The organism is Salinicola sp. DM10, assembly GCF_017306975.2.
Lineage (GTDB): Bacteria > Pseudomonadota > Gammaproteobacteria > Pseudomonadales > Halomonadaceae > Salinicola.
The window spans coordinates 1,395,356-1,419,008 of the sequence record NZ_JAFLEN020000001.1 but is presented as its reverse complement, the minus strand read 5'-3'; the positions used below and the strand labels follow the sequence as shown (position 1 = coordinate 1,419,008).

General features: G+C 62.6%; 23 protein-coding genes. 19 read left to right on the top strand and 4 right to left on the bottom strand.

Annotated elements, in window-relative coordinates; genetic code table 11:
* Positions 1-81 precede the first annotated feature (81 nt).
* Both J0A90_RS06340 and J0A90_RS06335 read left to right on the top strand, forming a co-directional pair.
* Positions 82-939, top strand: coding sequence for a PA4780 family RIO1-like protein kinase (locus tag J0A90_RS06340; protein ID WP_207032535.1), 858 nt, complete (start codon positions 82-84; stop codon positions 937-939).
* Positions 940-1,053: 114 nt separating this feature from the next.
* A complete protein-coding gene (locus J0A90_RS06335) occupies positions 1,054-2,061 on the top strand; it encodes an NAD(P)-dependent alcohol dehydrogenase (RefSeq protein ID WP_035470524.1) in 1,008 nt (335 codons plus the stop codon).
* A gap of 120 nt (positions 2,062-2,181) precedes the next feature.
* Here J0A90_RS06335 and J0A90_RS06330 read toward each other — a convergent pair whose 3' ends face one another.
* Positions 2,182-3,024 carry a transporter substrate-binding domain-containing protein gene (locus J0A90_RS06330; protein ID WP_233076542.1) on the bottom strand — a complete coding sequence of 281 codons (843 nt, stop codon included), beginning with the start codon at positions 3,022-3,024 and terminating at the stop codon, positions 2,182-2,184.
* Between the two features lie 267 nt (positions 3,025-3,291).
* Here J0A90_RS06330 and J0A90_RS06325 point away from each other — a divergent pair, with 267 nt between their 5' ends.
* The 4 genes from J0A90_RS06325 (at position 3,292) to J0A90_RS06310 (ending at position 6,082) form a co-directional block, all read left to right on the top strand.
* Positions 3,292-3,834 carry a DinB family protein gene (locus J0A90_RS06325; RefSeq protein WP_207032533.1) on the top strand — a complete coding sequence of 181 codons (543 nt, stop codon included), beginning with the start codon at positions 3,292-3,294 and terminating at the stop codon, positions 3,832-3,834.
* 90 nt (positions 3,835-3,924) lie between these two features.
* Positions 3,925-4,827 carry a mechanosensitive ion channel family protein gene (locus tag J0A90_RS06320; protein WP_207032523.1) on the top strand — a complete coding sequence of 301 codons (903 nt, stop codon included), beginning with the start codon at positions 3,925-3,927 and terminating at the stop codon, positions 4,825-4,827.
* A 254-nt stretch (positions 4,828-5,081) separates the two neighbouring features.
* The gene (locus J0A90_RS06315; protein ID WP_207032521.1) at positions 5,082-5,699 is read left to right on the top strand and encodes a hypothetical protein; all 618 of its coding nucleotides are present in this window, start codon (positions 5,082-5,084) and stop codon (positions 5,697-5,699) included.
* Between the two features lie 92 nt (positions 5,700-5,791).
* Entirely contained in the window at positions 5,792-6,082 is a 291-nt protein-coding gene (locus J0A90_RS06310; RefSeq protein ID WP_233076541.1) for an antibiotic biosynthesis monooxygenase, read from the top strand.
* A 273-nt stretch (positions 6,083-6,355) separates the two neighbouring features.
* Here J0A90_RS06310 and J0A90_RS06305 read toward each other — a convergent pair whose 3' ends face one another.
* Positions 6,356-7,255, bottom strand: a complete 900-nt coding sequence (locus tag J0A90_RS06305) for a LysR family transcriptional regulator (RefSeq protein ID WP_207032516.1) — start codon at positions 7,253-7,255, stop codon at positions 6,356-6,358.
* 100 nt (positions 7,256-7,355) lie between these two features.
* Here J0A90_RS06305 and J0A90_RS06300 point away from each other — a divergent pair, with 100 nt between their 5' ends.
* The 9 genes from J0A90_RS06300 (at position 7,356) to J0A90_RS06260 (ending at position 17,102) form a co-directional block, all read left to right on the top strand.
* Positions 7,356-8,936, top strand: a complete 1,581-nt coding sequence (locus tag J0A90_RS06300) for an NADH-quinone oxidoreductase subunit L (RefSeq protein ID WP_207032514.1) — start codon at positions 7,356-7,358, stop codon at positions 8,934-8,936.
* Positions 8,933-11,440: a YbcC family protein gene (locus J0A90_RS06295; RefSeq protein WP_207032512.1), complete on the top strand. Its 2,508-nt coding sequence runs from the start codon at positions 8,933-8,935 to the stop codon at positions 11,438-11,440. The genes J0A90_RS06300 and J0A90_RS06295 overlap by 4 nt, the downstream gene beginning before the upstream one ends.
* Before the next feature lie 641 nt (positions 11,441-12,081).
* Entirely contained in the window at positions 12,082-12,675 is a 594-nt protein-coding gene (locus J0A90_RS06290; protein ID WP_207032511.1) for a hypothetical protein, read from the top strand.
* Positions 12,676-12,777: 102 nt separating this feature from the next.
* Positions 12,778-13,194, top strand: a complete 417-nt coding sequence (locus J0A90_RS06285; protein WP_233076540.1) for a hypothetical protein — start codon at positions 12,778-12,780, stop codon at positions 13,192-13,194.
* A 92-nt stretch (positions 13,195-13,286) separates the two neighbouring features.
* Positions 13,287-13,808, top strand: a complete 522-nt coding sequence (locus tag J0A90_RS06280) for a hypothetical protein (RefSeq protein ID WP_207032509.1) — start codon at positions 13,287-13,289, stop codon at positions 13,806-13,808.
* A 479-nt stretch (positions 13,809-14,287) separates the two neighbouring features.
* Positions 14,288-14,764, top strand: coding sequence for an HIT family protein (locus tag J0A90_RS06275; RefSeq protein ID WP_207032507.1), 477 nt, complete (start codon positions 14,288-14,290; stop codon positions 14,762-14,764).
* 234 nt (positions 14,765-14,998) lie between these two features.
* Positions 14,999-15,622 (top strand): LemA family protein, encoded by a 624-nt coding sequence (locus tag J0A90_RS06270; RefSeq protein ID WP_035470087.1) that lies wholly within the window; start codon positions 14,999-15,001, stop codon positions 15,620-15,622.
* A 52-nt stretch (positions 15,623-15,674) separates the two neighbouring features.
* Positions 15,675-16,448, top strand: coding sequence for a YgcG family protein (locus J0A90_RS06265; RefSeq protein WP_106419611.1), 774 nt, complete (start codon positions 15,675-15,677; stop codon positions 16,446-16,448).
* An 18-nt stretch (positions 16,449-16,466) separates the two neighbouring features.
* Positions 16,467-17,102: a TPM domain-containing protein gene (locus tag J0A90_RS06260; RefSeq protein WP_207032505.1), complete on the top strand. Its 636-nt coding sequence runs from the start codon at positions 16,467-16,469 to the stop codon at positions 17,100-17,102.
* 145 nt (positions 17,103-17,247) lie between these two features.
* Here the strand turns inward: J0A90_RS06260 and J0A90_RS06255 are convergent, their stop codons facing one another.
* Entirely contained in the window at positions 17,248-18,663 is a 1,416-nt protein-coding gene (locus tag J0A90_RS06255; protein ID WP_207032496.1) for a DEAD/DEAH box helicase, read from the bottom strand.
* A gap of 311 nt (positions 18,664-18,974) precedes the next feature.
* On the opposite strand from J0A90_RS06255, the gene J0A90_RS06250 reads away from it, so the two are divergent.
* The 3 genes from J0A90_RS06250 (at position 18,975) to J0A90_RS06240 (ending at position 20,811) form a co-directional block, all read left to right on the top strand.
* Positions 18,975-20,129: a glycerophosphodiester phosphodiesterase gene (locus tag J0A90_RS06250; RefSeq protein ID WP_207032485.1), complete on the top strand. Its 1,155-nt coding sequence runs from the start codon at positions 18,975-18,977 to the stop codon at positions 20,127-20,129.
* A gap of 107 nt (positions 20,130-20,236) precedes the next feature.
* Positions 20,237-20,530: a cupin domain-containing protein gene (locus J0A90_RS06245; RefSeq protein WP_207032483.1), complete on the top strand. Its 294-nt coding sequence runs from the start codon at positions 20,237-20,239 to the stop codon at positions 20,528-20,530.
* Positions 20,531-20,598: 68 nt separating this feature from the next.
* Positions 20,599-20,811 (top strand): SEC-C metal-binding domain-containing protein, encoded by a 213-nt coding sequence (locus J0A90_RS06240; RefSeq protein ID WP_207032480.1) that lies wholly within the window; start codon positions 20,599-20,601, stop codon positions 20,809-20,811.
* A gap of 18 nt (positions 20,812-20,829) precedes the next feature.
* On the opposite strand, the gene J0A90_RS06235 is transcribed toward J0A90_RS06240, so the two are convergent.
* Positions 20,830-21,747, bottom strand: a complete 918-nt coding sequence (locus J0A90_RS06235) for a LysR family transcriptional regulator (protein ID WP_207032477.1) — start codon at positions 21,745-21,747, stop codon at positions 20,830-20,832.
* Positions 21,748-22,010: 263 nt separating this feature from the next.
* Here J0A90_RS06235 and J0A90_RS06230 point away from each other — a divergent pair, with 263 nt between their 5' ends.
* Positions 22,011-23,531: an ABC transporter substrate-binding protein gene (locus J0A90_RS06230; RefSeq protein WP_207032475.1), complete on the top strand. Its 1,521-nt coding sequence runs from the start codon at positions 22,011-22,013 to the stop codon at positions 23,529-23,531.
* Positions 23,532-23,653: the final 122 nt, after the last annotated feature.

Genomic DNA, 23,653 nt, shown 5'->3' with positions numbered 1-23,653 from the left:
AATGGTCGATAGCCGATGGTCGGTGCTGATGATCGACAATAGTGGAACGCGAATAGTGGAAAGCGCTGAGAGCGAGGCCGCATGAAGATACCCAAGCGATTGCAGCCGCTGGTGGAGGATGGCCTGATCGACGAGGTCGTCAGCCAGCTCATGAGCGGCAAGGAGGCCCAGGTGTTCGTCGTGCGCTGTGGCGACGAACTGCGCTGTGCCAAGGTCTTCAAGGAGGCCAAGAGCCGCAGCTTCAAGCAGGCGGTGACCTATCAGGAGGGGCGCAAGGTGCGCAACAGCCGCCGCGCCCGGGCGATGTCCAAGAAGACTCGCTACGGTCAGCGCGAGCAGGAGTCGGCGTGGCTCAATGCCGAGGTCGATGCGCTCTACCGCCTGGCGGATGCCGGGGTGCGCGTGCCCCAACCCCACGGCTTCGTCGATGGCGTGCTGCTGATGGAGCGCATCGCCGATGCCGACGGCGATGTCGCCCCGCGGCTGGATGATGTCGAACTCACTCCCGAGCAGGCACTCGATTATCACCAGCGCCTGATCGGCGAGGTGGTGCGCATGCTCTGCGCCGGGCTGGTCCACGGCGATCTGTCGGAATTCAATATCCTGGTCGGCGCCGAAGGGCCGGTGATCATCGATCTGCCCCAGGCGGTGGATGCCGCCGGCAACAACAACGCGCCCTGGATGCTGGTGCGCGACGTCGACAACCTGCGCCACTACTTCGGCCGCTTCGCCCCGGAGCTGCTCGCCACCGATTACGGCAAGGAGATCTGGGCCGCTTACGAGGCCGGCGAGCTGCACCCGGAGAGCGTGCTGACCGGGCGCTACACCCCGGACGCCACGCGGGTCGATGTCAGCGACGTGATGCGCGTGATCGATGCCGCCCGCGAGGAGGCCGCCGAGCGCGACGCCCGCCAGCAGGAAGACGCCGACGACTGGTGAGGCGGGAGCAGGGTGAGGTGTCTACACTGGGGGCACATCGTCATGGGGTCATCACGCTACGTCCACCACCCCATGTTCGTTACCTCATGTTCATGACTTCAGGAGGCTGATTGTATGCAGGTCGTTCATCTGGCTGCCCCCGGCGGGCTCGACAAGCTCTCTCTCGCAACCACCGACGCTCCCGGCGCCCCCGGGCCGGGCGAGATCCGCGTGCGTATCCACGCCAGTTCGCTCAACTTCCATGACTATATCGTCGCCAGCGGCGGCTCGCCGGCCGAGGATGGGCGTATTCCCATGTCCGATGGTGCCGGCGTGGTCGAAGCAGTCGGCGAAGGTGTCGACGAGTTCGCGGTCGGCGATCACGTGGTCTCGACCTTCTTCCCTCACTGGCTGGAAGGGCCGGCGCGGGTCGCCGACTTCAAGACCGTGCCCGGCGACGGCGTCGACGGCTACGCCCGCGAGCAGGTGGTGCGCCCCGCCCACTGGTTCACCCTGGCCCCGGCCGGCTACAGCCACGCCGAAGCCGCCACCCTGACCACCGCCGGGCTCACCGCCTGGCGCGCCCTGGTGGTCGATGGCGGCCTCAAGCCGGGGGACAGCGTGCTCACCCTGGGCAGTGGCGGCGTCTCAATCTTCGCCCTGCAGATGGCCAAGGCGATGGGGGCGCAGGTGATCGCCACCTCGTCCTCCGATGCCAAGCTCGAACGGCTGCGCGAGCTGGGCGCCGATCACACCATCAACTACCGCGACGAGCCCGAATGGGGCAAGCGGGTCCAGGCCCTGACCGACGGGCGCGGGGTCGACCATGTGATCGAGGTCGGTGGCCCCGGCACCCTGCCACAGTCGATCGATGCCGTGGCGATCGCTGGCCATATCGCGCTGATCGGTGTGCTCACCGGGCGCGGTGGCGAAGTGCCCACCGCCAAGCTGATGGCCAAGCAGGCCAAGCTGCAGGGGCTGATCGTCGGCAGCCGCCGCGATCAGATCGAGATGATCCGCGCCCTCGAGGTCAACGGTCTCAAGCCGATCATCGACCGCAGCTTCGGCCTCGGCGAGATCGCGGATGCCTTTCGTCATCAGGAGTCGGGCAAGCACTTCGGCAAGATTTGCCTCGAATTCTGAGCGTTCCCCGATAGGCGCTAGTCCGCCACCTAACGACAACGCCGCCGGAGAGCTCCTCCGGCGGCGTTGTCGTTGTAGCCCCGCGTATTGGCGAGGGGCCGGCGCTCAGCGCTGTTTGCCTCACTTGCGTGAGGGCGGGCGCAGGTCGTAATCGAAGTACTGGTGCATCAACTTCAGGAAAGTCCCATCGGCATAGACGCTATCCAGCGCCTGATCGAAGGCCGCGGCCAGGGCTTCGTCCCGCGGGCGCACCGCAATGGCGTTGCCGCGGCCGAAGATCGACTCCGGCCGATCGATACGCGGGCCCACCTGCACGAACTGGCTGTCCGGCTTGCCGAGTGACAGCGCATCCAGCGCCACCGGATAGTTGAGGAAGGCCAGGTCGAGCCGCTGCGCTTCCAGATCCAGGGCCACATCGGCGGCGGTGGCGTAGCGCTGAACATTGAGCACGTCGCCGTAACGCTGGGTGATGTAGCTATCCTGGGTGGTCCCGCGCTGGACGCCCACGCTCAGCCCCTTCAACGAGGCGGGGTCGTCGAGATCGATCGTCGCGCCGCGGCGCGCCACCCATACTTTGGGTGACATCGCATAGGGGCGAGTAAAGCGCACCTGACGCTCCCGCGCCGGGGTGATGCGCATCGACGACATGATGGCATCGTACTTGCGCGCCAGCAGGCCAGGGATGATGCCATCCCAGCCCTGTACCACCCACTCACAGTCGAGCTTGGCGCGCTGGCACAGGATGTTGCCGAGGTCGATCTCGAAGCCTTCCAGCTCACCGGCGGCGTTACGATACTCGAACGGCGGATAGGGCACGTCGACGGCGATGCGCACGTGCTGCCCGGCTTCGGTCTGGGTGGCGGCGCTGGCGGTGGGAGCGGTGAATAGCTGCGCGGTGAACAGCGCCACGGCGGAGAGCGCCAGACAGGCCATGCCGCGAGAGGCGAAGAAGCGTGGTGTCACGGAGAGATCCTTGAAGTTGTGCGGTTGTTATCGGTGCGATGCGATTGTTGTTGGCGCGGGGCGGCATGCGCCCCACCCGGACAGCGTGCCGCAAGCCGCCCGTGATGGGAAGATAGGCGCGGGCCGTTGTTCTCGACCAGGCGCTTGGCTACTGTCAGAGAAAGGCCACACCCGAATGGCCATGGGCCGGCGCCGCGGGGCGTAGTAACGTGCCACGGCACGACCGGTGTTCTCCTAGCCATCGGTTCTATCTGAGAAGAATCCGCGATGAAGCTGAAAGATCATTTTGGGCTGATGGCTACCTACAATCAGTGGATGAACGAGAAGATTTATGAGGCTGCGGGGCGTCTCTCTGCCGCCGATCTCGCCAAGGATCGTAGGGCCTTTTTCGGCTCCCTTCTGGGAACGCTGAATCATCTCGTCGTTGCTGACATCCTCTGGCTCAAGCGGTTTGCTGAACATCCCGCCTGCTCGATCTCGTTACGCGAGGTGGTTGATCTGCCACAGACGACCGGCCTGGATCAGATTGTCTTTGACGACCTCGAGCGTCTGGCTGAGCGCAGGATTTGGCTGGATCAGAAAATCATCGGTTGGATAGCCGGCTTGTCTGACGAGGATCTGGATATCATCCTCACCTATCGCAATAGCAAAGGGGTGACTTTCCACAGGCGGTATTCGAGCCTGATTCTTCATTTTTTCAATCATCAAACCCACCATCGCGGCCAGGCATCTACCTTGTTGTCACAGGCCGGCAAGGATGTTGGTGTCACCGATCTGCTAGCGCTGATTCCGGATGAAGCTCATGTATGACCCGCCGCGTTGGTCGTGCGATGTTTCCCTCGCTGCACGGCACCAATATAGCCGCGCCGCTGTGTATTTTGATGGATCGGGGCCTGCCAGATGAAGTCAGTATTCGATAGCGTCCCTTCGGACTTTCGGCTTTTGGCCATACTCGTCACCATTCTGTTCATTTCGGCCATGGTGAACTGGGTCCTGATGGCGATCATCAATCGGGTGGAGTCGTCCAAGTTGGCCACGGCCTCCGTCGACAAGACTGCGCTCAACTTCGCCAAGCGTCTCATCTCTGTCGTGATCTATGGCGTCGGCATTGGCGCATGCCTGACGCGTATCCCCGAACTCGATATCGTGGGTCACTCGCTGCTGACGGGGGCGGGTATTCTGACGCTGGTCGGCGGTCTGGCCTCACAGCAAGTCCTGGGGAATATCGTCAGCGGTTTCATGATCGTGTTCTTCCGCCCGTTCCGGATCGGCGACCGAATCACGGTCTCCGGCAACTACACCGGTACGGTCGAAGACATCACCCTGCGAGAAACCATCCTCCGAGATGCCGAGAACAACCGTATCATCATCCCGAATTCACAGATCAGTAGTGAGGTAGTGGTCAACGCCAATCACACTGACAGTAAAATCTGCAAGATCATCGAGGTAGGGGTGGGCTATTCATCGAACCTGGAACAAGCCATGGCGATCATGCAAGACGCGATCGTCAAGCATCCGCTGGTCATTGACCCGCGCACAGCAGAGCAAATACGAGATGATGCTCCGATCGTTCCGGTGCGAGTCACGGCGCTGGATGATTCCTCCATCACGCTCAGAGCGTGGGCCTGGGCGGATAGTTCTGCCAATGGCTTCGTATTGCAATGCGACAGCTATGCCAATGTGAAACGCCGGTTCGATGAGGCCGGCATCGAGATTCCCTTTCCCCAGCGAACTATCTCGTTCGCTGAGGGGGCGCGGCTCCAAACGACCATCGACGACTCGGATGAAAGGCGTGGTCGCTAAGTGGAATATGTCGAAATTTTCCAGACAATGACCAGGGTTTTAGCCGTTTTTCTGAGAAACAAGGTCGGCTTTCTCTTGTCGGCGTATGAGTGTTAGTAGTGAAGTCAAGGAGGTTATAGAGCCCTCCGGGTTGATTGAAGTTGAATGCAAGCTTTCTGCTACACGGGTCGCTTACCTCAAAGAGTGGTTCTTCGAGTGATGTCGACGTCTTGGAGTCGCTTTTTGCGCCATGTTGGCTGCCTAAGGGGTTGATTTTGGAGAATTTTAACTATTTTGCTCTGATGTATCTAAATGACTGGTACTGGTGGGACAAGCCGTTCTCTGAACGCATCGGTGGCTCCGATAAGGATGATAGCCTCGAAGCTTTTCATGAGGCTGCGAAGTACTACAAAGTCACGAGGAACTTCTCTGGCTTAAAAAATGAAAAGCGTCTAGCCACAGCTGAGGCTTTGGTGCTGGACGTGAAGAGGCCCATTAGCGCGAATGACGCCTGTGAAACTGTGCGAGCTCTTGCCGCAAGTTTTCGAGAAAAATACGGAAAGACTGCCATTTCCGCCGCCTCAAAGCTTCTTTGGCTTCGATTTAAATCACCCATAATTATTTTCGATGGCAGGGCAGTTGCTTGGTTGCGAGCTAATAAATACAAGGTTCCTCACGGCGCTAGCTACGATACCTACTGCGAGAAGTGGTTGTTAGCTTTTGATAGGCATGAGGAAAGGGTTCGAGAGGCATGCGAAGGTCTAATTGATGTCAAGCAATACTCTTTGGTTGCAGAAGAAAATTATGATGAATTAGAGGGGGTGATAAGGCAGCGGTGGTTTTTGGAAAGAGTGTTTGATAAGTATCTTTGGTTTAATGCTGCGGGTGGGTGACTGCTGTATTTGCTAGGGCGTCTTCGCTAATCTTAATTCTGTAACGTATGTGGAGTGTGGTCTGAATGATTGCTAGAGAATGGAAATGTCGAGTGCCCGAGATCCACAGTGAAGGATTCACGAGCTACCTTTACGAAACGGGCATCAAGGATTCATCCGCAACGCCGGGCTTTTGTGGTGCTCAGATTTTTCGCCGCTCTCATGTAGGGAAAGTCGAGCTCACTCTCATTACTTACTGGGACGATCTGAAGTCAATAGAGGCATTTGCGGGTGCCGATATTTCCCAGGCGCGCTTGTACCCAGAAGATAAAGTTTATGAACTTGAGCCTGATCTTTCGGTACAGCACTACGAGGTCATCGAGCATCAGGTGTCGATTGGGTAGAGGCGGGCGAGCGTTTTTTGACAAGACGCGTAAATTCCGCCCCGGTCCACGCTCCTCATCGAATTGACGTTACCTGGTGCGGCTGCACCTCGACGGTGGCAGAAAGGCCCCGCAAGTGCCTATCTATCTTTGCTGGTGCCTGCCGGTCGGGTTCGCCTGTATTCAATGACCACAGCTGCTCTTGCACATCATAACCAGCCCTGAGTCAGACCTCTGACTCGGGGCTTTTTATTGGTTCTTCACGGGAACCCGGCGCTATTTTTCCGACATGGTCTACGCCATATCCCCTAGTGGCCGGGCCAGCAGCTCCGAGACCACACCCGGCATGAACTCTCTAGGCAGGGTGATGGCGTAGAAGTTCTCGAAAACGTTGGGGAGCTGTTCTAGGCGCGTCAGGCGCCCCTGTTGAAGCTCGTCCTTGACCACCACCTCCGGCAGTACGCTCAGCGCGCCGCTGTCGCGGGCCAGTAGGCGTAGCATCGCCATGTCGTCGGCTTCGGCGAGGATCTTCGGCCGGTACTGGTAGAGGCTGCAGTGGCCGTCGAAGGCGCGGCGAATCTCGTGGTGTTCGCCGGGCAGTATCCAGCGGCTGTCTTCGAAGCCGGCGGGGAAGGGTGTGCCCGGGGCGGTGCCGGGCGGGCCGATGATCGAGAGCGGCTGGCGCGCCAGTAGCTGGCTCTGCCAGGCGGCGGCCTGCGAATGCGAAGACGGTAGCTGGGTGTTGGTGAGCACCACGTCGAGTTCGTGGCGGGCCAGGCCATCCAGCAGGTCGGCCATGCCGCGGGCGTGCAGGCTGAAGTGCACCCGCTGCTCGGGCTGATGGAGCAGGGGAGCGACGAAGCTCTCGATGAAGTTACGCGACATGGTCGAGAGCGTGCCGATGCGCAGGCGCTGGTACTCGGGCTCGATACCGCGGCTGATCAGCGACTCCAGCTCCTCGCCCTTGGTGAAGATCGCCTCTGCGTAGTTGAACACCCGGCGGCCCGCCTCGGTCAGCACCAGGGCGCGGTTGCGGCGTTCGAACAGCGGCTTGTCCATCCGTTCTTCCAGCTTGCGGATCTGCGCCGACAGCGCGCTCTGGGAGAGGTGCAGCGAGTCCGCCACCTGGGTCAGCTTGCCGTCGCGGGCCACGCGCCAGAAGTAGTAGAGATGATGATAGTTGAGCCGGCTCATTTCGTTCTCTTTTGTAGAACCATTGGTCAATCAATATCTATTTTAATTAAAAATCGCTTCGCCGGATACTTCAGGCTCCACGGATCAGCGGAGCCCTCTCATGCACGGCAACGAGCCATTTTTCATCATCCTGCTTACCCTGGTGCCGCTCGTCCTGGCGCTGGGGGCCGTGGTCAGCGCCCGCGGCGCCACCGCGCGGGCCTGGCGCATCGGCCAGGTCACCACCAGCGTCAGCGTGCTGCTGGCAGCAGCGCTGCTGGTGCTGGGGTTGGTGCACGGCCTGCCGGCACTCGCCGGCTGGTGGCAGAGTGGCATGCTGCAACTATGCATGCTGGCGCTGGCCAACTTCATCGCGTTCGTGGTGATGCGCTACAGCGCTACCTATCTGCAGGGCGAGCCGCGCCAGCGGCGCTTCGTCACGCTCGTCCAGGCGCTCTTCGCCGCGGTCAGCGTGGCGGTGCTCAGCGATCATCTGCTGCTGTTCCTGTTCGCCTGGCTGGGCATCAGCCTGGCCATGCACCAGCTGCTGATGTTCTACCCGGACCGCCCACGTGCCGCCCTGGCAGCGCACAAGAAGTTCCTCTTCGCCCGCGCCGCCGAGCTCTGCGCCGCAGCCGCTTTCCTCATCCTCTACCTGGAGCACGATAGCGCGCGGATCAGCGTCATCACCGCCGCCTATGCCGTACCCGGCCACGCCCTGACTCTCGCCGATCAGGCCGCGGCCTGCCTGATCGGGCTGGCGGCGCTGATCAAGTGCGCCCAGCTACCGCTGCACGGCTGGCTGATCCAGGTGGTCGAGGCGCCGACCCCGGTCTCGGCGACGCTGCACGGCGGGGTGATCAACCTCGGTGGCTACCTGCTGCTGCTGTTCTCGCCGTTGCTGCTGCAGTCGGCGCTGGCCCAGGCGCTGGTGCTGGCGGTGGCCGGTGTCAGCAGCGTGCTGGCGGCACTGGTGATGATGACCCGCGTCAGCGTCAAAGTGCGCCTGGCCTGGTCGACCAGCGCCCAGATGGGCCTGATGCTGGTCGAGATCGCCCTCGGGCTTACCGAACTGGCGCTGCTGCACCTGCTCGCTCACTCCTGCTACAAGGCCTACGCCTTCCTCAGCTCCGGCGAGGCGGTGGCGGAGGATCTGCTACGCCGCCAGGCCCCGGCCCGCAGCCCCTCGCCGGGCCAGTGGCTCGCCGCCTTTCTGATCAGCGCCGCGCTGGTGAGCACGGTGGTGGTGGTGGCACGCAGCCTCAGCGATTCGCCAGCCTTCGCCGCCTACAGCCCCTGGGTGCTGGTCACTTTGGCGCTTAGCGTGATGCTGGCCGAGCGCCGCAGTGAGCGTAGCGCGGGCGCCCTCGGCAGCTTCCTCGGCCTGGCCGTGCTGGTGGTGCTCGCCTATGTCGGCCTCAAGACGCTGTTCGTCACGCTGCTGCCCGCCACCGGGCACAGTGTCTCGCCCTGGGCAGACCTGTGGGTGAGCGTGCTGTTCGTGCTGCTCTTCGCCGGCTACTGGCTGCAGCGCCATGGATTGCACTACCGCGCCTCGCAGACGCTCAACCGTTATTGCTACGCCGGCTTCTACCTCGACGAATGGGTCACCCGTAACACCCTCAAGCTCTGGCCCCACGCGCTGCCCGGCCGGATTCAGGCCAAGCAGCATCACACCGTCTCTCGCGGGAGTTTCCAATGATGAGTCTCGATACCTCTCGAACCGCACGGCTGGCCGACGCGAGCGACGCCATGCCGCTCACCGAGCCCCAGATCGCGGCGCTGGATCGCGCCTGCGCACGCATCGCCCCGAGCTGGCCGCTGGATCGGCTGATCGCAGTGAGCCCCTACTGGACCCAGCGCGGTGAAGACGCCGCCACGGTCTCGGCGCGCCTCTCGGCGCTGGGCAATGTCCACGGCCTGATGCCGCCGAGCCACTATCTGGCGGCGTCGCAGCGCGGTGAGATCACCGAGGCGCACCTGAGTGAGGCCGCCGCACGGCTCGATTACCACGGCGCCTACCGCAACCTGCTGGCGGTGGTAGACGAGCTGAGCCGCTTGCCCCACTGGCACAACATCAGTGATCTGATCGATGCCCGCCGTGACCGCCAGCACCAGATGGCCTGGCGCGACGAGATCACCCATCAGATCAGCCAGTTCTGCGCTGCCTACTATCAGGCGGACGGGCCGCTCAACGCCGAACGCTTGCACGCGCCCCGCGGCAAACGGCTCTACCAGCACTGGCGCGAGATGACCCTCGAGGATCGCGGCATCGCCATCCTGATGGGCGAACCGCGGCTGCGGCGCTACTTCCAGACCCTGCCGGAGAGCGAAGAGGGGCTGTTCCAGGCAGCCATTGCCGAGCTGGACGTCGCCACCGGCCATCTCGAGAGCTACGCCCAGGCGCTGCTGCTCGATATCAACGGCTGGGCCAGCTGGGTCGCCTATCAGGATTGGCAGCAGGGGCTGGATGCCTCCGCCGGTGAAGGGCAGGAGGCGCATCAGCGCGAGGGCGAGCGTCCTCCTTCGGACATGCGCAGCCTGCTGGCGATCCGCCTGGCCTGGGAGCTGGTGCTGTGGCGCTATACCGGAGCGGAGCAGCCGGAGCAGGCCGAGCGCCTGAATCGGCTGTGGCACGCCGAGCTGGTGGAGCTGCCGACGCGCATCGAGCGCCACCAGCGTGCGCAGCAGCCGCTATGGGTGTGGCAGCTCGCCAGCGAAATCGCCTACCAGCAGCCGCTGCATCACGCGCTGCGGCAGGCTGCGGGTGTGGCTTCAGGCAATACGCAGACGCCGCGGCTACAGGCGGTGTTCTGCATCGATGTGCGCTCCGAGCCGATGCGCCGGGCGCTGGAGCGCCAGAGCCCGGCGATCCAAACCCTGGGCTTCGCCGGCTTCTTCGGACTGCCGCTGGCGCACCAGCAGGGCGGCACCGCGCTGGCCCAGCCGCATCTGCCGGGGTTGCTGGCGCCACAGGTGATGCTCAAGAGCGAACCGAACACGGGGACGACACACACCGCGCAACGGCTGAACTGGCAGGCACGCCTGCAGGAGTGGAGCCGCACGGCGAGCGCCAGTTTCACTGCGGTGGAGGCGGGCGGGCTGCTCTATGCCGGCAAGCTGCTGCGCCGCTCGCTGGAGGCCAAGGGCCGGCGCCAGCCGCTCGCCATGGATACGCTGAGCTGGCACTGGCGCGGCAGTGGTGAGGCGCTGAGCCTGGCCGACAAGGCCGCGCTCGCCCGCAGCGTGCTGGTGGGCATGGGGCTGACCGAGCACATCGCCTCGCGAGTACTGCTGGTGGGGCACGGCAGCCACAGCAGCAACAACCCGCATGCTGCGGGGCTCGAGTGTGGCGCCTGCGGCGGCCAGTCCGGGGAGGTCTCGGTGCGCGCCCTGGCGCGGCTGCTCAACGACCCCGCGATGCGGGAGGCGCTGGCCGAAGATGGACTGGTCATCCCCCAAGAGACGCGCTTCGTACCGGCGCTGCATCACACCATCACCGACCGCCTCGAACTGCTGGAGGTCGAGACGGACGCCCAAGTGCTGGGTGAAGAGATGCGCACCTGGCTCCAACGGGCCGGCGAGCAGGCCCGGCGCGAGCGCGCCCCGCAGCTCGGCCTCGCGGCCGATACGCCCGAACTCGAGCAGACCCTGGACCGCCGCGGCGCCGACTGGTCGCAGACCCGCCCCGAGTGGGGGCTGGCCAACAACGCCAGCTTCATCGCCGCCCCGCGGCGCTGTACCGCGCTACTCGATCTTGCCGGGCGCAGCTTCCTGCACGACTACGACTGGCGCACGGATAGCGACTTCGCGCGGCTGGAAGCGATCATGACCGCACCGCTGGTGGTCGCCCACTGGATCAACATGCAGTACAACGCCTCGGTCACCGATAACCGCAAGTTCGGCAGTGGCAACAAGGTGTTGCACAACGTGGTCGGTGGGCATATCGGGGTGTTCGAAGGCAACGGCGGCGATCTGCGTATCGGCCTGCCGTTGCAGTCGCTGCACGACGGCGAACGCTGGCGCCACGAACCGCTGCGCCTGAGCGCCTACCTCGCCGCACCCCCGGAAGCCATCGCGGATATCGTCGCACGCCACGAGGCGCTGACCTCGCTGACGCACAACGGCTGGCTGCATCTGTTCGCGCTGGATGATCATAGCGGCGAAGTACTCGCTTACCGTAACGGGCAGTGGGTCAGTAGCTAACGGTAAGATTTGCCTAGCAAACTCGCCGTATCAGAAAAAGCCCCGGGCCGGACCACTGGCTCGGGGCGTTTCTCTTTTGTGGCGCTTTCACTGAGCCGGCATCCGCTTGCGTGGTGGAGTTCCCGGGGGCTGAATCCCAGAGCGGCGAATTATGCGTCTATTGCGACCCGCAACGTTTTGCATCCTTCATGATGAGTGAATAATCTTGTTGTTCAAAACCTCTTGCATGGCCAGGTGGAATTGTCTCTCAGCTGAATGCTAGCGCTACTGCATGGATGGCAAGTGCCATCACCTCATGCCTAGGTAGGGGCGGTAGCGTGGCCAGGCATTAGGTTCTCTCGGAACGCGGGCTGTAGCGTTTTACCCGCATGATGGCCTTCACACGATCCATCAGCTTGGGAGGTCTGCTCTGCGCATCTATCCGTTGATGTCTGAGCTGCTGTGTTTCTATACAGCTTCATTGGCTCTGACAACACGCGCAAGCGCGCGAACTCTTCATAGGAAGGTTAGCTGTTTGGAGAAGCCTTTTCTATCAGGGGGTTAAGTAAAAATGGTGTGCTCGATAATGTTGTTGGGCGTGCTAGCGCGTTCAAGTCACTAAGCGAGCGCGCTGTATAACCACTGTTATATTTGAGGGAGTCATGAGTAAACTCGACAACGTTGTTCAAGCAATTCGCTCAGATCTCTCTGATATCGCCACAAATCACGATAAAGATGACGGTGATCTGCACCGCTTCGTCGGTGTTGATACTTCGCGTTCTTACAATTTTATTTTGGATGCTTTTTACCTATTGGAGGACACCCAATTAGCGAAAGCCTCATTCAGAGATTCTAGGTTTCGAGACTTAGATTTTGGCGCCTTGTATCTGTTTTACTACGGCCTTCTCAATGCGTGTTACATGCAACAGCAGGCTACACTCGTATTGTGCAGGGAGCTTGGCGTTACTGACGGCTTGGAGTCAATTAAAACCGCAGACATTGTAAATTTCAGAAATAGCTTTTCGGCCCACTCACCTAACCGTGGTAGAGGAAACGAACAGCACAGTTTTATTCTCGACAGACACGCTATGCGTTTTGGCCGAGTTGAAGGTTATTCGACCAATCATGTAAGCGGCCACCTTTCTCTTCAAGCAAATATTTTCCAGTTGCTGAACGATTGGGACGAGAGCCTCGATGAGGTGTTCGACCTGATTGGACAGCGCGTCTATGGTGATCAGTTATGCCAGAAAATATAACAAGACCAGGCACGGCGACGTCTACTACATTGCGGCTTCGCCTCCATTCCGTAGCCGCGCATGCTGGCTGGCGTTAAGTGGGACCCAAGTCAGGAGAAGTGAATGGATTATCTTAAAATTCTAATCCCTTTGATCGCGGCAGCTACTGCTTGGTTCGCGAACGAATGGCGGAAACGACGCTGGGAGGAGTACCATAGAAAGGAGGATAGATACCAAGAGCTAATAAAATCGCTCAAGGGTTTCTATGCATCGTCTTGGTCTCAAGAGGAAAGTAAGGTTCTAAAGAATCAGTTCATAGATCAGCTTAATCTTTGTTGGATGTACTGTCCGGATGAGGTAATCCAGAAGGCTTATAGATTTATCGAGTCGGTTCACACTGGAAGCGATTCGTCTGACGAAGAAAAAGAGGTTGCATTGGGTAGCCTCATCCTAGCTATTAGGAAGGACCTCATAAGCCAAAAGTTACTATCAAAAACCTCCCTAAAACCTGAAGATTTCAAGCTATTAACGTCCACTTAACAAGCCAAGGCAGTGGGGCATATTTTTTGCTTCGCTGCGCTCAAAACGCAAAAACATGCCCCTGCTTGGGGGCGTTAGACAAAGGAGGTGAAATGACGGAAGTTATCGCAGAGTGGTTTGATGCTGAGCGGTTAGTTAGCGCCGCTGAAACCGAGGATGAGATTGGCACCGTTCTTCGTATGCACCTTGCGATCGATCAATTACTTGAATCCTATCTCGACCGAAAGATAACTGCAGACCTTAAGCCATACATAAAGATACCGCGTTATACTGGGCAGAAACTGTCATTTGCAGGTGCGTTTGGAATGCCTATTCCCTTCGTCAGAGCAATGCATGAGGTCAATGGAATCCGAAACGAGTTGGCACATAAAATCAAATCACTCGCGGACGATAGAGTTGCACAGCTTGCTCGACAGGTTGACCGTATCAAAGAATTTGATGAAAATTTTACATCGCTTGCGCAACGCTACATTGAGCTACCTCGCGCACGGCCGGGTGAAAGAATCACCTTTGGATCTGGCAACGTTAGGTTGGATTTTCTGATTTCGTCGTTTGCACTCTTAGCCGCAGCGTCGCAATGGCTGGCTGTCCAAGCTGGAGCACCCGATGTCTAAAAAGTGGCAGCAGTCGGAACGCTTTTCCGCTCCTGCGTCGCTCCAAACGTCCGCTGTGCCAAGCGTTATGTGGGCGTCTCCATTAGAGAATGTATATGGCATTCGGTGAGTTCGAAGCAAAGAAAATTGAGCGGGCTGCTTCTGAATTTCTTGAGGGTCGGAGGCCGCCAGTCGGAATCAGACCCAAGTTAGACCTATCCGTTTGGGTTTCTGGTCAAAGCGTTCAGATTGTCGAAATTCGTGCCCATTTTCGAGATTCGTCCACGAACACTGGTGTCAATTCGCCACCAAGGATGCATGGTTGCCACAACGCAAAGCCTCCAAGCCAGCAAGCTGACTCAAGGGCTTTCTTCGTCTTCTGCGCTGTTGTGACTTCGCTATTGGTCACTGGGAGCCCGCTCTCGTAGCGCCATGGTCTATCTTGTCCCTAATCTCCAGAGATCGGTACGTTCACGCCGAGATGAAAGGACTAAACCCTTATGAGCTGTCTCTTTTGTGACATGGTGGCCGGGTGGGTGCCCTGTCATCGGATCTGGGAGGATGAGCGGCATCTCGCTTTTCTCTCCATCTTCCCCAATACCCGTGGTTTCAGTGTGGTGATCCCCAAGGCGCATCACGGTAGCTATGCCTTCGAACAGGAAGACACGGTGCTGTGTGAGTTGATCGTGGCGACCAAGCAGGTGGCCAGGCGGCTGGATCGAGCGCTGGCGGGCGTGGCCCGCTGCGGCATGTTCTTCGAGGGCTACGGCGTCGATCACCTCCACGCCAAGCTGTTTCCCATGCACGGTACCGGCGATGATGCGGGTTTCCAGCCGATCGAATCGCGGGTGGACAAGTATTTCGAGCGCTACGAAGGGTATCTCTCTTCTCACGACTATAGGCGTGCCGACGATGCCGAGCTGGCCCGGCTTGCGGCGTTTATTCGCGAGGCTGACAGCGACACTCAGGAGGAGTAAGTCGGGGAGATGTACAGCGCCCGCTGCCGCGGGTACGGTAGGCTTCCTACGAAAACTGTCTGCGCTCGGCAATACGGCGTTAAAAATCGGTTCAGAGTGCTCATTTACACCCCGTAAACTCCGCCTCTTCTCCCATTTTTGCCTTGTCTTGCCTTCGCTCGACGACTTTTCGTGCGAACCCTAGGGCTTGGTTTTCCCTGATCCTTTCCTGACCTGTCTGCGAGAGCGTATCTCATGTCCCATCCTGCTGATCCCCGTCGTTTCGCCGTGGCCTACTCGTGGCGCTGGCTGGCGCTTTTGTGTCTGGTGCTGGCCCTGTCGGGCTGCGGCGTCAATAACATCCCGACCCTGGACGAGAAGGTGAAGTCGGCCTGGGCCCAGGTCGAGAACCAGTACCAGCGCCGGGCGGATCTGATCCCCAATCTGGTCGAGACGGTGAAGGGCTACGCCCAGCAGGAGAAGGAGACCCTGACCGCGGTGACCGAGGCGCGCGCCAAGGCGACCTCGATCCAGGTCGATGCCGATACCCTCAACGACCCGCAGACGCTCAAGCGCTTCGAGCAGGCCCAGAGCCAGCTGACCGGGGCACTGAGCCGGCTGATGGCGGTCTCCGAGCGCTACCCCGAACTCAAGTCCAACCAGAACTTCCTGGCCCTGCAGTCGCAGCTGGAAGGGACCGAGAATCGCATCGCCGTGGCGCGGCGCGACTTTATCCAGGCGGTGCAGGCCTACAACACCGAGATTCGCACCTTCCCGGGCAAGATCTGGCACAGCCTGCTCTACAGCGACATGCCGATCCGCGAGACCTTCGAGGCCACCAGCCCGAATGCCGACCAGGCACCCCAGGTCAAGTTCTGAGGTGCCGGTGGACGTTCGAGCCCGCCTTTTTCACTGCCACAGGAGCGCGCCCATGCGACACGCGATCTCGCTGACACTCGCCGTCTGGCTGGCGCTGTTCGCCGCGGTCGCGGTGGCAGCGCCGGATTTCCCCGAGCTCACCGGGCGCGTGGTGGACAACGCCAAGCTGCTCGATGCCGGCACTACGAGCCAGCTTGATGCGATGCTCAAGGCACATGAAGAAGCCACCGGCGAGCAGGTGGTGGTGGTCACGCTGCCCGATCTCCAGGGCGAAACCATCGAGCAGTACGGCTATCAGCTGGGGCGCCACTGGGGCATCGGCCAGAAGGGCGAGGACAACGGCGCGCTGCTGATCGTGGCGATGGCCGAGCGCAAGGCGCGGATCGAGGTCGGCTATGGGCTCGAGGGCCGGCTGACCGATGCCCAGTCCTCACGGATCATCAATCAGGTGCTGCTACCGGCGTTCAAGCAGGGCCAGTTCGCCGCCGGCATCGTCGATGCCAGCCGGGCGATCATCCAGACCCTGGGCGGCGACCCGGGAGCCCGCGCCAGCACGCCCAAGCCCCAGCGTGACGAGTCGCATCACCTGGGCGGCGCCGGGATCTGGTTCGGGCTGCTGTTCTTCATCGTCATGCTGATCGTGCGTGGCGGCGGAGGCGGTGGTGGCGGGGGGAGTCGCCGGCGGCGTCGGCGAGGCGCCATGGGCGGCGTGCTGCTGGGCGGCGGCCTGGGTGGTGGCTTCGGCGGCGGCGGCTTTGGCGGCGGCGGTGGCTTCAGTGGTGGTGGTGGCGGGTTCGGGGGCGGTGGCGCCTCCGGTGGCTGGTAACGAGCGAGGCGATGGCAGATGACGCTACTCAATGAACGTGAGCGGCAGCAGGTAGGCGAGGCGATCACCCGCATCGAACGCGATACCGACGCCGAGATCGTCACCGTGCTGGCGCGCCAGGCGGATGACTACACCTATATTCCGCTGCTGTGGGCCGGGCTGGCGGCGCTGCTGGTGCCGGGGGCCGTGGCGGTGGTGGCCAGCTGGCTGGGGCTGATCGCTGGCTTCGGCGCCTGGTCGCTGCTGCTGGTGCAGTGGCTGCTGTTCAGCCTGTTGGCGCTGGCGTTTCGCTGGCCGCCGCTGCTGACCCGGCTGATCCCGCGCCGGGTACGCTTCTGGCGCGCGGCCAATCTGGCCCGGCGGCAGTTCCTGGAGCAGAACCTGCACCGCACCGAGGCCGGCACCGGCATGCTGATCTTCGTCTCGGAGGCGGAGCGTTACGTGGAGATCCTGGTTGACCACGGCATCTCCCAGCGCCTCGACGACAGCGAGTGGGGGCAGATCGTCGCACGCTTTACCGCGCAGGTGCAGGGCGGGCGCACGCTGGCGGGCTTCCTCGACTGTATCGAAGCCTGCGGCGAGCGTCTCAAGGTCCACCTGCCGGCGACCCATGAGCGCAACGAGCTGCCCAACCGGCTGATCGTGCTGGAGTGAGCGGGCGAGCCGCCGTTACCCGGCGTTCGCGATCCGCCTCATCTCTACTTTCATACCTCCATACCGGGCCTGAAACGCAGACGCCACCGCACATGCGGTGGCGTCTTTGGTTCTGCGTTTAGGGTTTAGCGTCCTAGCGTAGGGCTCAGCGGTTGCCGCTGGCCGCGCCGCCATTGCCGCTGCCGCGACCCCGGCCGCCCCGCGAGCGGCGACGCCGCGGTGCGGTCGACTCGTTGCCGCGGTTCTCGCCGCTACGGTTGTCGTTGCCACGGTTGTTGTTGCCGCGCGGCTCGCCGTTCTGGCGCTGATTGTTGGCACTGCGCTGACCGCCGCTGCGCTGCGGCCCGGAACCGTTACGGTTGCCGCCCTGACGACGCGGCGGACGCGCCGGGCGACCTTCGTTCTCGTCGACCTTGGGGCCGCCGCCCGGCGTCGGCTCGAAGCCGCTCACCGTCTGGCTCTCCAGACGCTGGCTGATCAGCCGCTCGATGCCGGCCAGCTCCTTCTTCTCGTCCAGACTCACCAGCGAGACCGCCTGGCCGCTGGCCCCGGCGCGTCCGGTACGCCCGATACGGTGGACGTAATCCTCCGGCACGTTGGGCAGCTCGAAGTTGACCACCTGCGGCAGCTGGTCGATATCCAGGCCGCGGGCGGCGATATCGGTCGCTACCAGCGCGCGGACATCACCGTTCTTGAAGTCGGCCAGTGCCTTGGTGCGCGCGTTCTGGCTCTTGTTGCCGTGGATCGCCGCGGCTTCGATGCCCTGGCCTTCGAGATACTTGGTCAGGCGGTTGGCGCCGTGCTTGGTGCGGGTGAAGACCAGCACTTGCTGCCACTGGTGGGTCTCGATCAGGTGCGACAGCAGCGCCGGCTTGCGGCTCTTGTCCACCGGATGCACCCACTGGGTCACCGTGGCCGCCGCGGTATTGCGCGGGGTCACCGAGACCTCCACCGGGTCGTTGACGATGCTCTTGGCCAGGTTGCGGATATCCTGGGAAAAGGTGGCCGAGAACAGCAGGTTCTGGCGCTTCGCCGGCAGCACCTTGAGGATGCGGCGGATATCGTGGATGAAGCCCATGTCGAGCATGCGGTCGGCTTCGTCGAGCACCAGGACTTCGAGCGCTTCGAACGACACTGCCTTCTGCTGGTGCAGGTCGAGCAGACGCCCGGGGGTGGCTACAAGGATATCCACGCCGGACTTCAGCTTGGCGATCTGCGGGTTGATCTTAACCCCGCCGAAGACCACCGCGCTGGTCAGCGGCAGGTGCTTGCCGTAGGTCTCGACGCTTTCGCCGACCTGGGCCGCCAGTTCGCGGGTCGGGGTCAGGATCAGCGCACGCACCGGACGGCCGTTGGGGCGCTGGGCTTCGGAAAGACGCTGCAGAATCGGCAGGGTGAAGCCGGCGGTCTTGCCGGTGCCGGTCTGCGCCGCGGCCATCACGTCACGGCCGTCGAGTACGGCGGGGATGGCCTGGGCCTGAATCGGGGAGGGGGTGTCGTAGCCTTCTTCGGCCACGGCTTTCAGCAACGGGGCGCTCAGGCCCAGTGAATCAAAAGACATTCGGTAATCTCTAGTCGCGGCGGATGGCGTAGCGAAGCGGCTACGCGCTGCCGGGGAAAAGCCAGTGCTGGCAGGTGCGCCGGTGGGGCGCCGATCAGATGGGTCGTCAGAGTTATCCGCTTCGCGTGACGACGGCCAGACAGGTCATGGCGATGGCCGGCAGCTTAACGTATGTCTGCGTCCACCGCTATCCCGGTCTCGTTTCGCCGCCAACGCGGCCGTGGTGAAGCGCTACACTAGAGGGCCTACAAGAGGATCAGTCGGACGCGCGCCTTACCTCGTAACGAGGAATCAAACAAGGAGAACACCATATGTCGATTCGCTGGAGATCCGCCCTGGCCCTGGGCGCGCTGAGCTTGAGTCTGTGCGCGAGCATGGCGCCGCTCGCCGAGGCCCAATCCGCCACGCCGGGGGCGACGCTGTGCGCCAAGGTGCCGGTGCCCTGCAATGCGGTGATCGCGCACCGTGGCGCTTCCTATCAGGCCCCCGAGTCGACCCGGCCGGCCTATCTGCTGGCCCGCGATCTGGGCGCGGATTACCTCGAACTCGACCTACAGCGCACCCGCGATGGCCAGCTGGTGGCCTTTCACGACAACACCCTGGGGCGTAACACCAACGTCGCCGAGGTCTTCCCCGAGCGCGCCGATGCGCCAATCTCCGCCTTCACCCTGGCCGAGCTGAAGCAGCTCGATGCCGGCAGCTGGTTCAATGCGCGCTACCCCGAGCGAGCCCGCGACGCCTATGCCGGGCTCAAGGTCCTGACCCTCGACGAGGTGATCGATATCGCCGAGGGCGGCGCCAACCACCCCGGGCTCTACATCGAGACCAAGGTGCCGGAGCAGTTCCCCGGGATCGAGCGCGATCTGCGCGACAAGCTCACCGCGCGCGGCTGGCTGGGGGAGGGGGCCGGCGCCTGGGCACCGGCCAGCGGTGACGCGGTCAAGGTCGCCGACGGCAAGGCGCGGGTCATCCTGCAGACCTTCTCCAAGGCCAGCCTCGCGGCGCTGGAAGAGACCATGCCCCAGGTGCCGCGGGTACTGCTGCTGTGGCTGGGCGAGGGCGGTATCGACGCCGCGCCGAGCGACCCCCAGGGCGAGCACGAGAGCGACGCCGACTACTACGCGCGCCAGCAGGTGGCCTCGCCGGCGGCCTACCAGGCGTGGCTCGATGTCGCCAAGGCACACGGCGCCATCGGCGTCGGGCCCTCCACCGTGCAGCACGATCATGACGGGGCCTTCAGCAGTCAGTTCAGCTACATGGAGCTGGCGGCGCCGTGGATGGTCAGTCTGGCGCATGACGACGGCCTGCTGGTCCACGCCTACACCGTCGACGAGCCGGCGGATTTCGCCCGCTATCGCGACAACGGCGTCGATGGCTTCTTCACCAATCGCCCCGCGGCGCTGCTCGAGTTTCTCGGCCGTCCGGTGGGGGATCAGGGGGTGATTCTGACCCGCGAGGGGTTCTAGGATTCATAACCCCCAGGCGCTGTCCGAGGAGGAGGGCGCCGAGTCTTTACATTATCTTGCCGGGCACGCCACCGCGCCCGGTACTCGTTTTTCATGAGGTTAGTCATATGTTTACCGACCGCCCCCAGGCCCAGTCCAGCGTCCAGATCGACAACGCCCGCGTGCGCGTCACCGAGTGGCGCTTCGCCCCCGGTGCCGAGACCGGCTGGCACGTGCACGACTGTGACTACGTGGTGGTACCCCAGAGCACCGGCAAGCTCGATCTCGAGACGCTGGACGGCCACACCTTCTCGACGCTGGAGAGCGGCGTCTCCTACTACCGCGAGCGCGGCGTCGAGCACAATGTGATCAACCCCAACGACGAGGAGTTCGTGTTCGTCGAGATCGAACTCAAGGTCTGAGATGGCGTGGCGGTAGAGGAGGGCTTGGGAGATAATCGTCGCCTTTCTCCCCCTCACGAGTACTCGGCATGACCCAGCCCCACGTCCACGGCCCCGATTGTGGCCACGATCACGCCCATGAGCACGACCACGGCGCCGCTGGTCACGTTCACGGCCCGCACTGCCAGCATCACCACCACACGCCCCAGGCGCCGGTGCGTAATGCGCTCAAGGATGTCGGGCGTAACGACCCCTGCCCGTGCGGTAGTGGGAAGAAGTTCAAGAAGTGCCACGCCACTTGAAGTTCCGAGTGCGCCGCCTCAAGCCGGGGCGACCATCGCCTGCTTGAGGTGCGCCACGAAGGCCGCTGTGGCCGCCGGCAGGGTGCGGTTGGTCAAGGTCTGCACTTCGATGTGGCGGGCGTCCATGCCGGCGTCGACGATGGGGATCGCCACCAGCCGCTGCTGCGCCAGCCGCTGGCGAATGGAGAGCTCCCCGGCGAGTGCGATGCCGCCGCCGAAGATGGCGCAGTTGAGCATCGACTCGATGTAGTTGCTGGTGAACACCGAGGTGAAGATCAGATTCTGCTGGCCACAGCAGATGTCGAACAGCTGGCGCAGGGTGGTTTCCGGCGGCGGCAGCAGCATGGCGTGGGGCTGCAACTGGGCCAGTTTGAGTTGACGTCTGCCGGCCAGGGGATGCGCCGGAGACATCAGCGCCAGGATCGGCGAGCGCTGGCGGTGCTCGACGCGCACGTCGGGCTGCGGCGCCAGGCTGAAGGTGAGCCCGATATCCACCTCGCCCTCGCGCACTTGGCGCGTCACCTCGGCGGGTGAGGCCACGTTTAGCCGGAACAGGATGCCGGCGTAGGCGTGGCGGAACTCGGCGATCGCCTTGGGCAGAAAGTCGACCGCGAATCCCTCCGAACTGGCCAGCCGCACGGTGCCGCGCTGAAGCCCCCGCAAGCCCTGGATCTCGCCCACCACGCGCTCGCTCTCCAGCTGCTGGCGCCGCGCATGCAGCGCCAGCAGTTCGCCCGCCGCGCTGGGGATCATGCCGCGGGCGCGGCGCTCGAACAGTTGGGTGTCGAGTTCGGTCTCGAGCCGCGCGATCTGACGGCTGATTGCGGAGGCGGCGACGTTGAGATGAGCCGAGGCCTCACTGATGGAACCCCACTTGATCACTGCCAGGAAGTAGCGCAGGGCGGTCTCCTGCAACGCGCGATGGGAGCTGGCCATGATGTGTTGCCCTGTTTTTATTAAGGTTTGCCGATACGGCAAGGATGCCATCGAAACATGATACTTGCGGCATGTTTTTCCCTTCGATAGCTTGATTTTCAAGCGCCATCTCGAGCGAGCTTGCTCGCCGGCGCTTCTGACTCATCACCCGACGGCACCCATCAAGGCATTCAAGGCGACAGCTAAAAACGACAGCCAACAAGCGACAGCCAATAAACAGACGACAGCATCAACGACGACAGTAACAACAAGACGAGGTCGATATGCGTTCCACTACCGTGCTCCATCGCGTGCTGGTCGGCACTACCCTGTGCTGCCTCTCGCTGCCCGCCCTGGCCGGCAAGGCCGACGACACCCTGGTCTACGCTTCCGATACCGAGCCGGAGAACGTCAGCCCCTACCACAACAACGTGCGCGAAGGGGTGATCCTCTCGCATCTGGCCTGGGATACCCTGATCTACCGCAATCCGCAGACCAATCAGTATCAGCCGCAGCTGGCCACCGAGTGGCACTGGGTCGACCCCACCACCCTGGACATGACCCTGCGCCAGGGGGTGACCTTCCAGAACGGGGAGCCGTTCGATGCCGACGACGTGGTGTTCACCTTCAACTACGTGGTCTCGCCCGACTCCAAGGTGGTCACGCGCCAGAACGTCGACTGGATCGAGAGCGTCGAGAAGCTGGGTGATTTCCAGGTGCGCTTCCATCTCAAGCAGCCGTTCCCGGCGGCGCTGGAGTATCTCTCCGGGCCGACGCCGGTCTATCCCGATCAGTACTTCCAGAAGGTCGGCCTGGCCGAATTCAGCCGGCACCCGATCGGCACCGGCCCCTATCGCATCACCGAGGTGAAACCGGGGGAGGGCGTCAAGCTCACGCGTAACCCGGACTACTTCGCCGGCAGTCCGCTGGGCCAGCCGAAGATCGGCAACATCGAGTTCAAGGTGATTCCCGATCAGGACTCCCGCGTGGCCCAACTGATGACCGGGCAGGTCGATTGGATCTGGCGGGTGCCGGCGGATCAGGCCGAGCAGATGCAGGGCATGCCGGGTATCACCGTGGCCAGCGGCGAGACCATGCGGGTCGGCTACATTTCCTTCGATGCCGCCAAGCGTGAGGCCTCGCCGCTGAGCAAGCTCGAGGTGCGCCAGGCGATCAACTACGCCATCAACCGCCAGGGCATGGCCGACAATCTGGTGCGCGGAGGCAGCCGGCCGCTCTACGCGCCGTGCTTCCCGGCCCAGTTCGGCTGCGAGACCCAGGACGTGGTCAAGTACGCCTATGACCCGGACAAGGCGCGCGCGCTGCTGGCGGAAGCCGGCTACCCGGACGGCTTCGAGATCGATCTCTACGCCTACCGTGAGCGCGACTACGCCGAGGCGATGATCGGCGACCTGCGCAAGGTGGGTATCCGCGCCAATCTGCGCTTCATGACCTCGGCGGCGCTGCTCGATCAGCAGCGCAGTGGCAACACCGACATGTCGTTCAAGACCTGGGGCTCCTACTCGGTCAACGACGCCTCGGCCTTCACCAGCGTCTACTTCGGCGGCGGCGCTGACGATCTGTGGCAGGACCCGCAGGTCGAGTCCTGGCTCGAGACCGCCGACACCTCGACGGACCCCGCGGTGCGCCGCGAGAACTACCGCCAGGCGCTGGCGCGGATCTCCCAGCAAGCCTACTGGGCGCCGCTGTTCTCCTACTCGACCTACTACGCCTACACCTCGGATCTGAACTTCACCCCCTACCCGGACGAGCTGCCGCGCTTCACCGAGGCGAGCTGGAAATGATCCGGCTGTCGTGAGGCCGCGCCCCGGTCAGCGCCGGGGCGTTCGAGAGCCGTCGCGACGCATCGGGTGATGAGAGAAGGGTGACGCAAGCGTCGACAGGCGTCAGGAGAGACGGGGAGAGG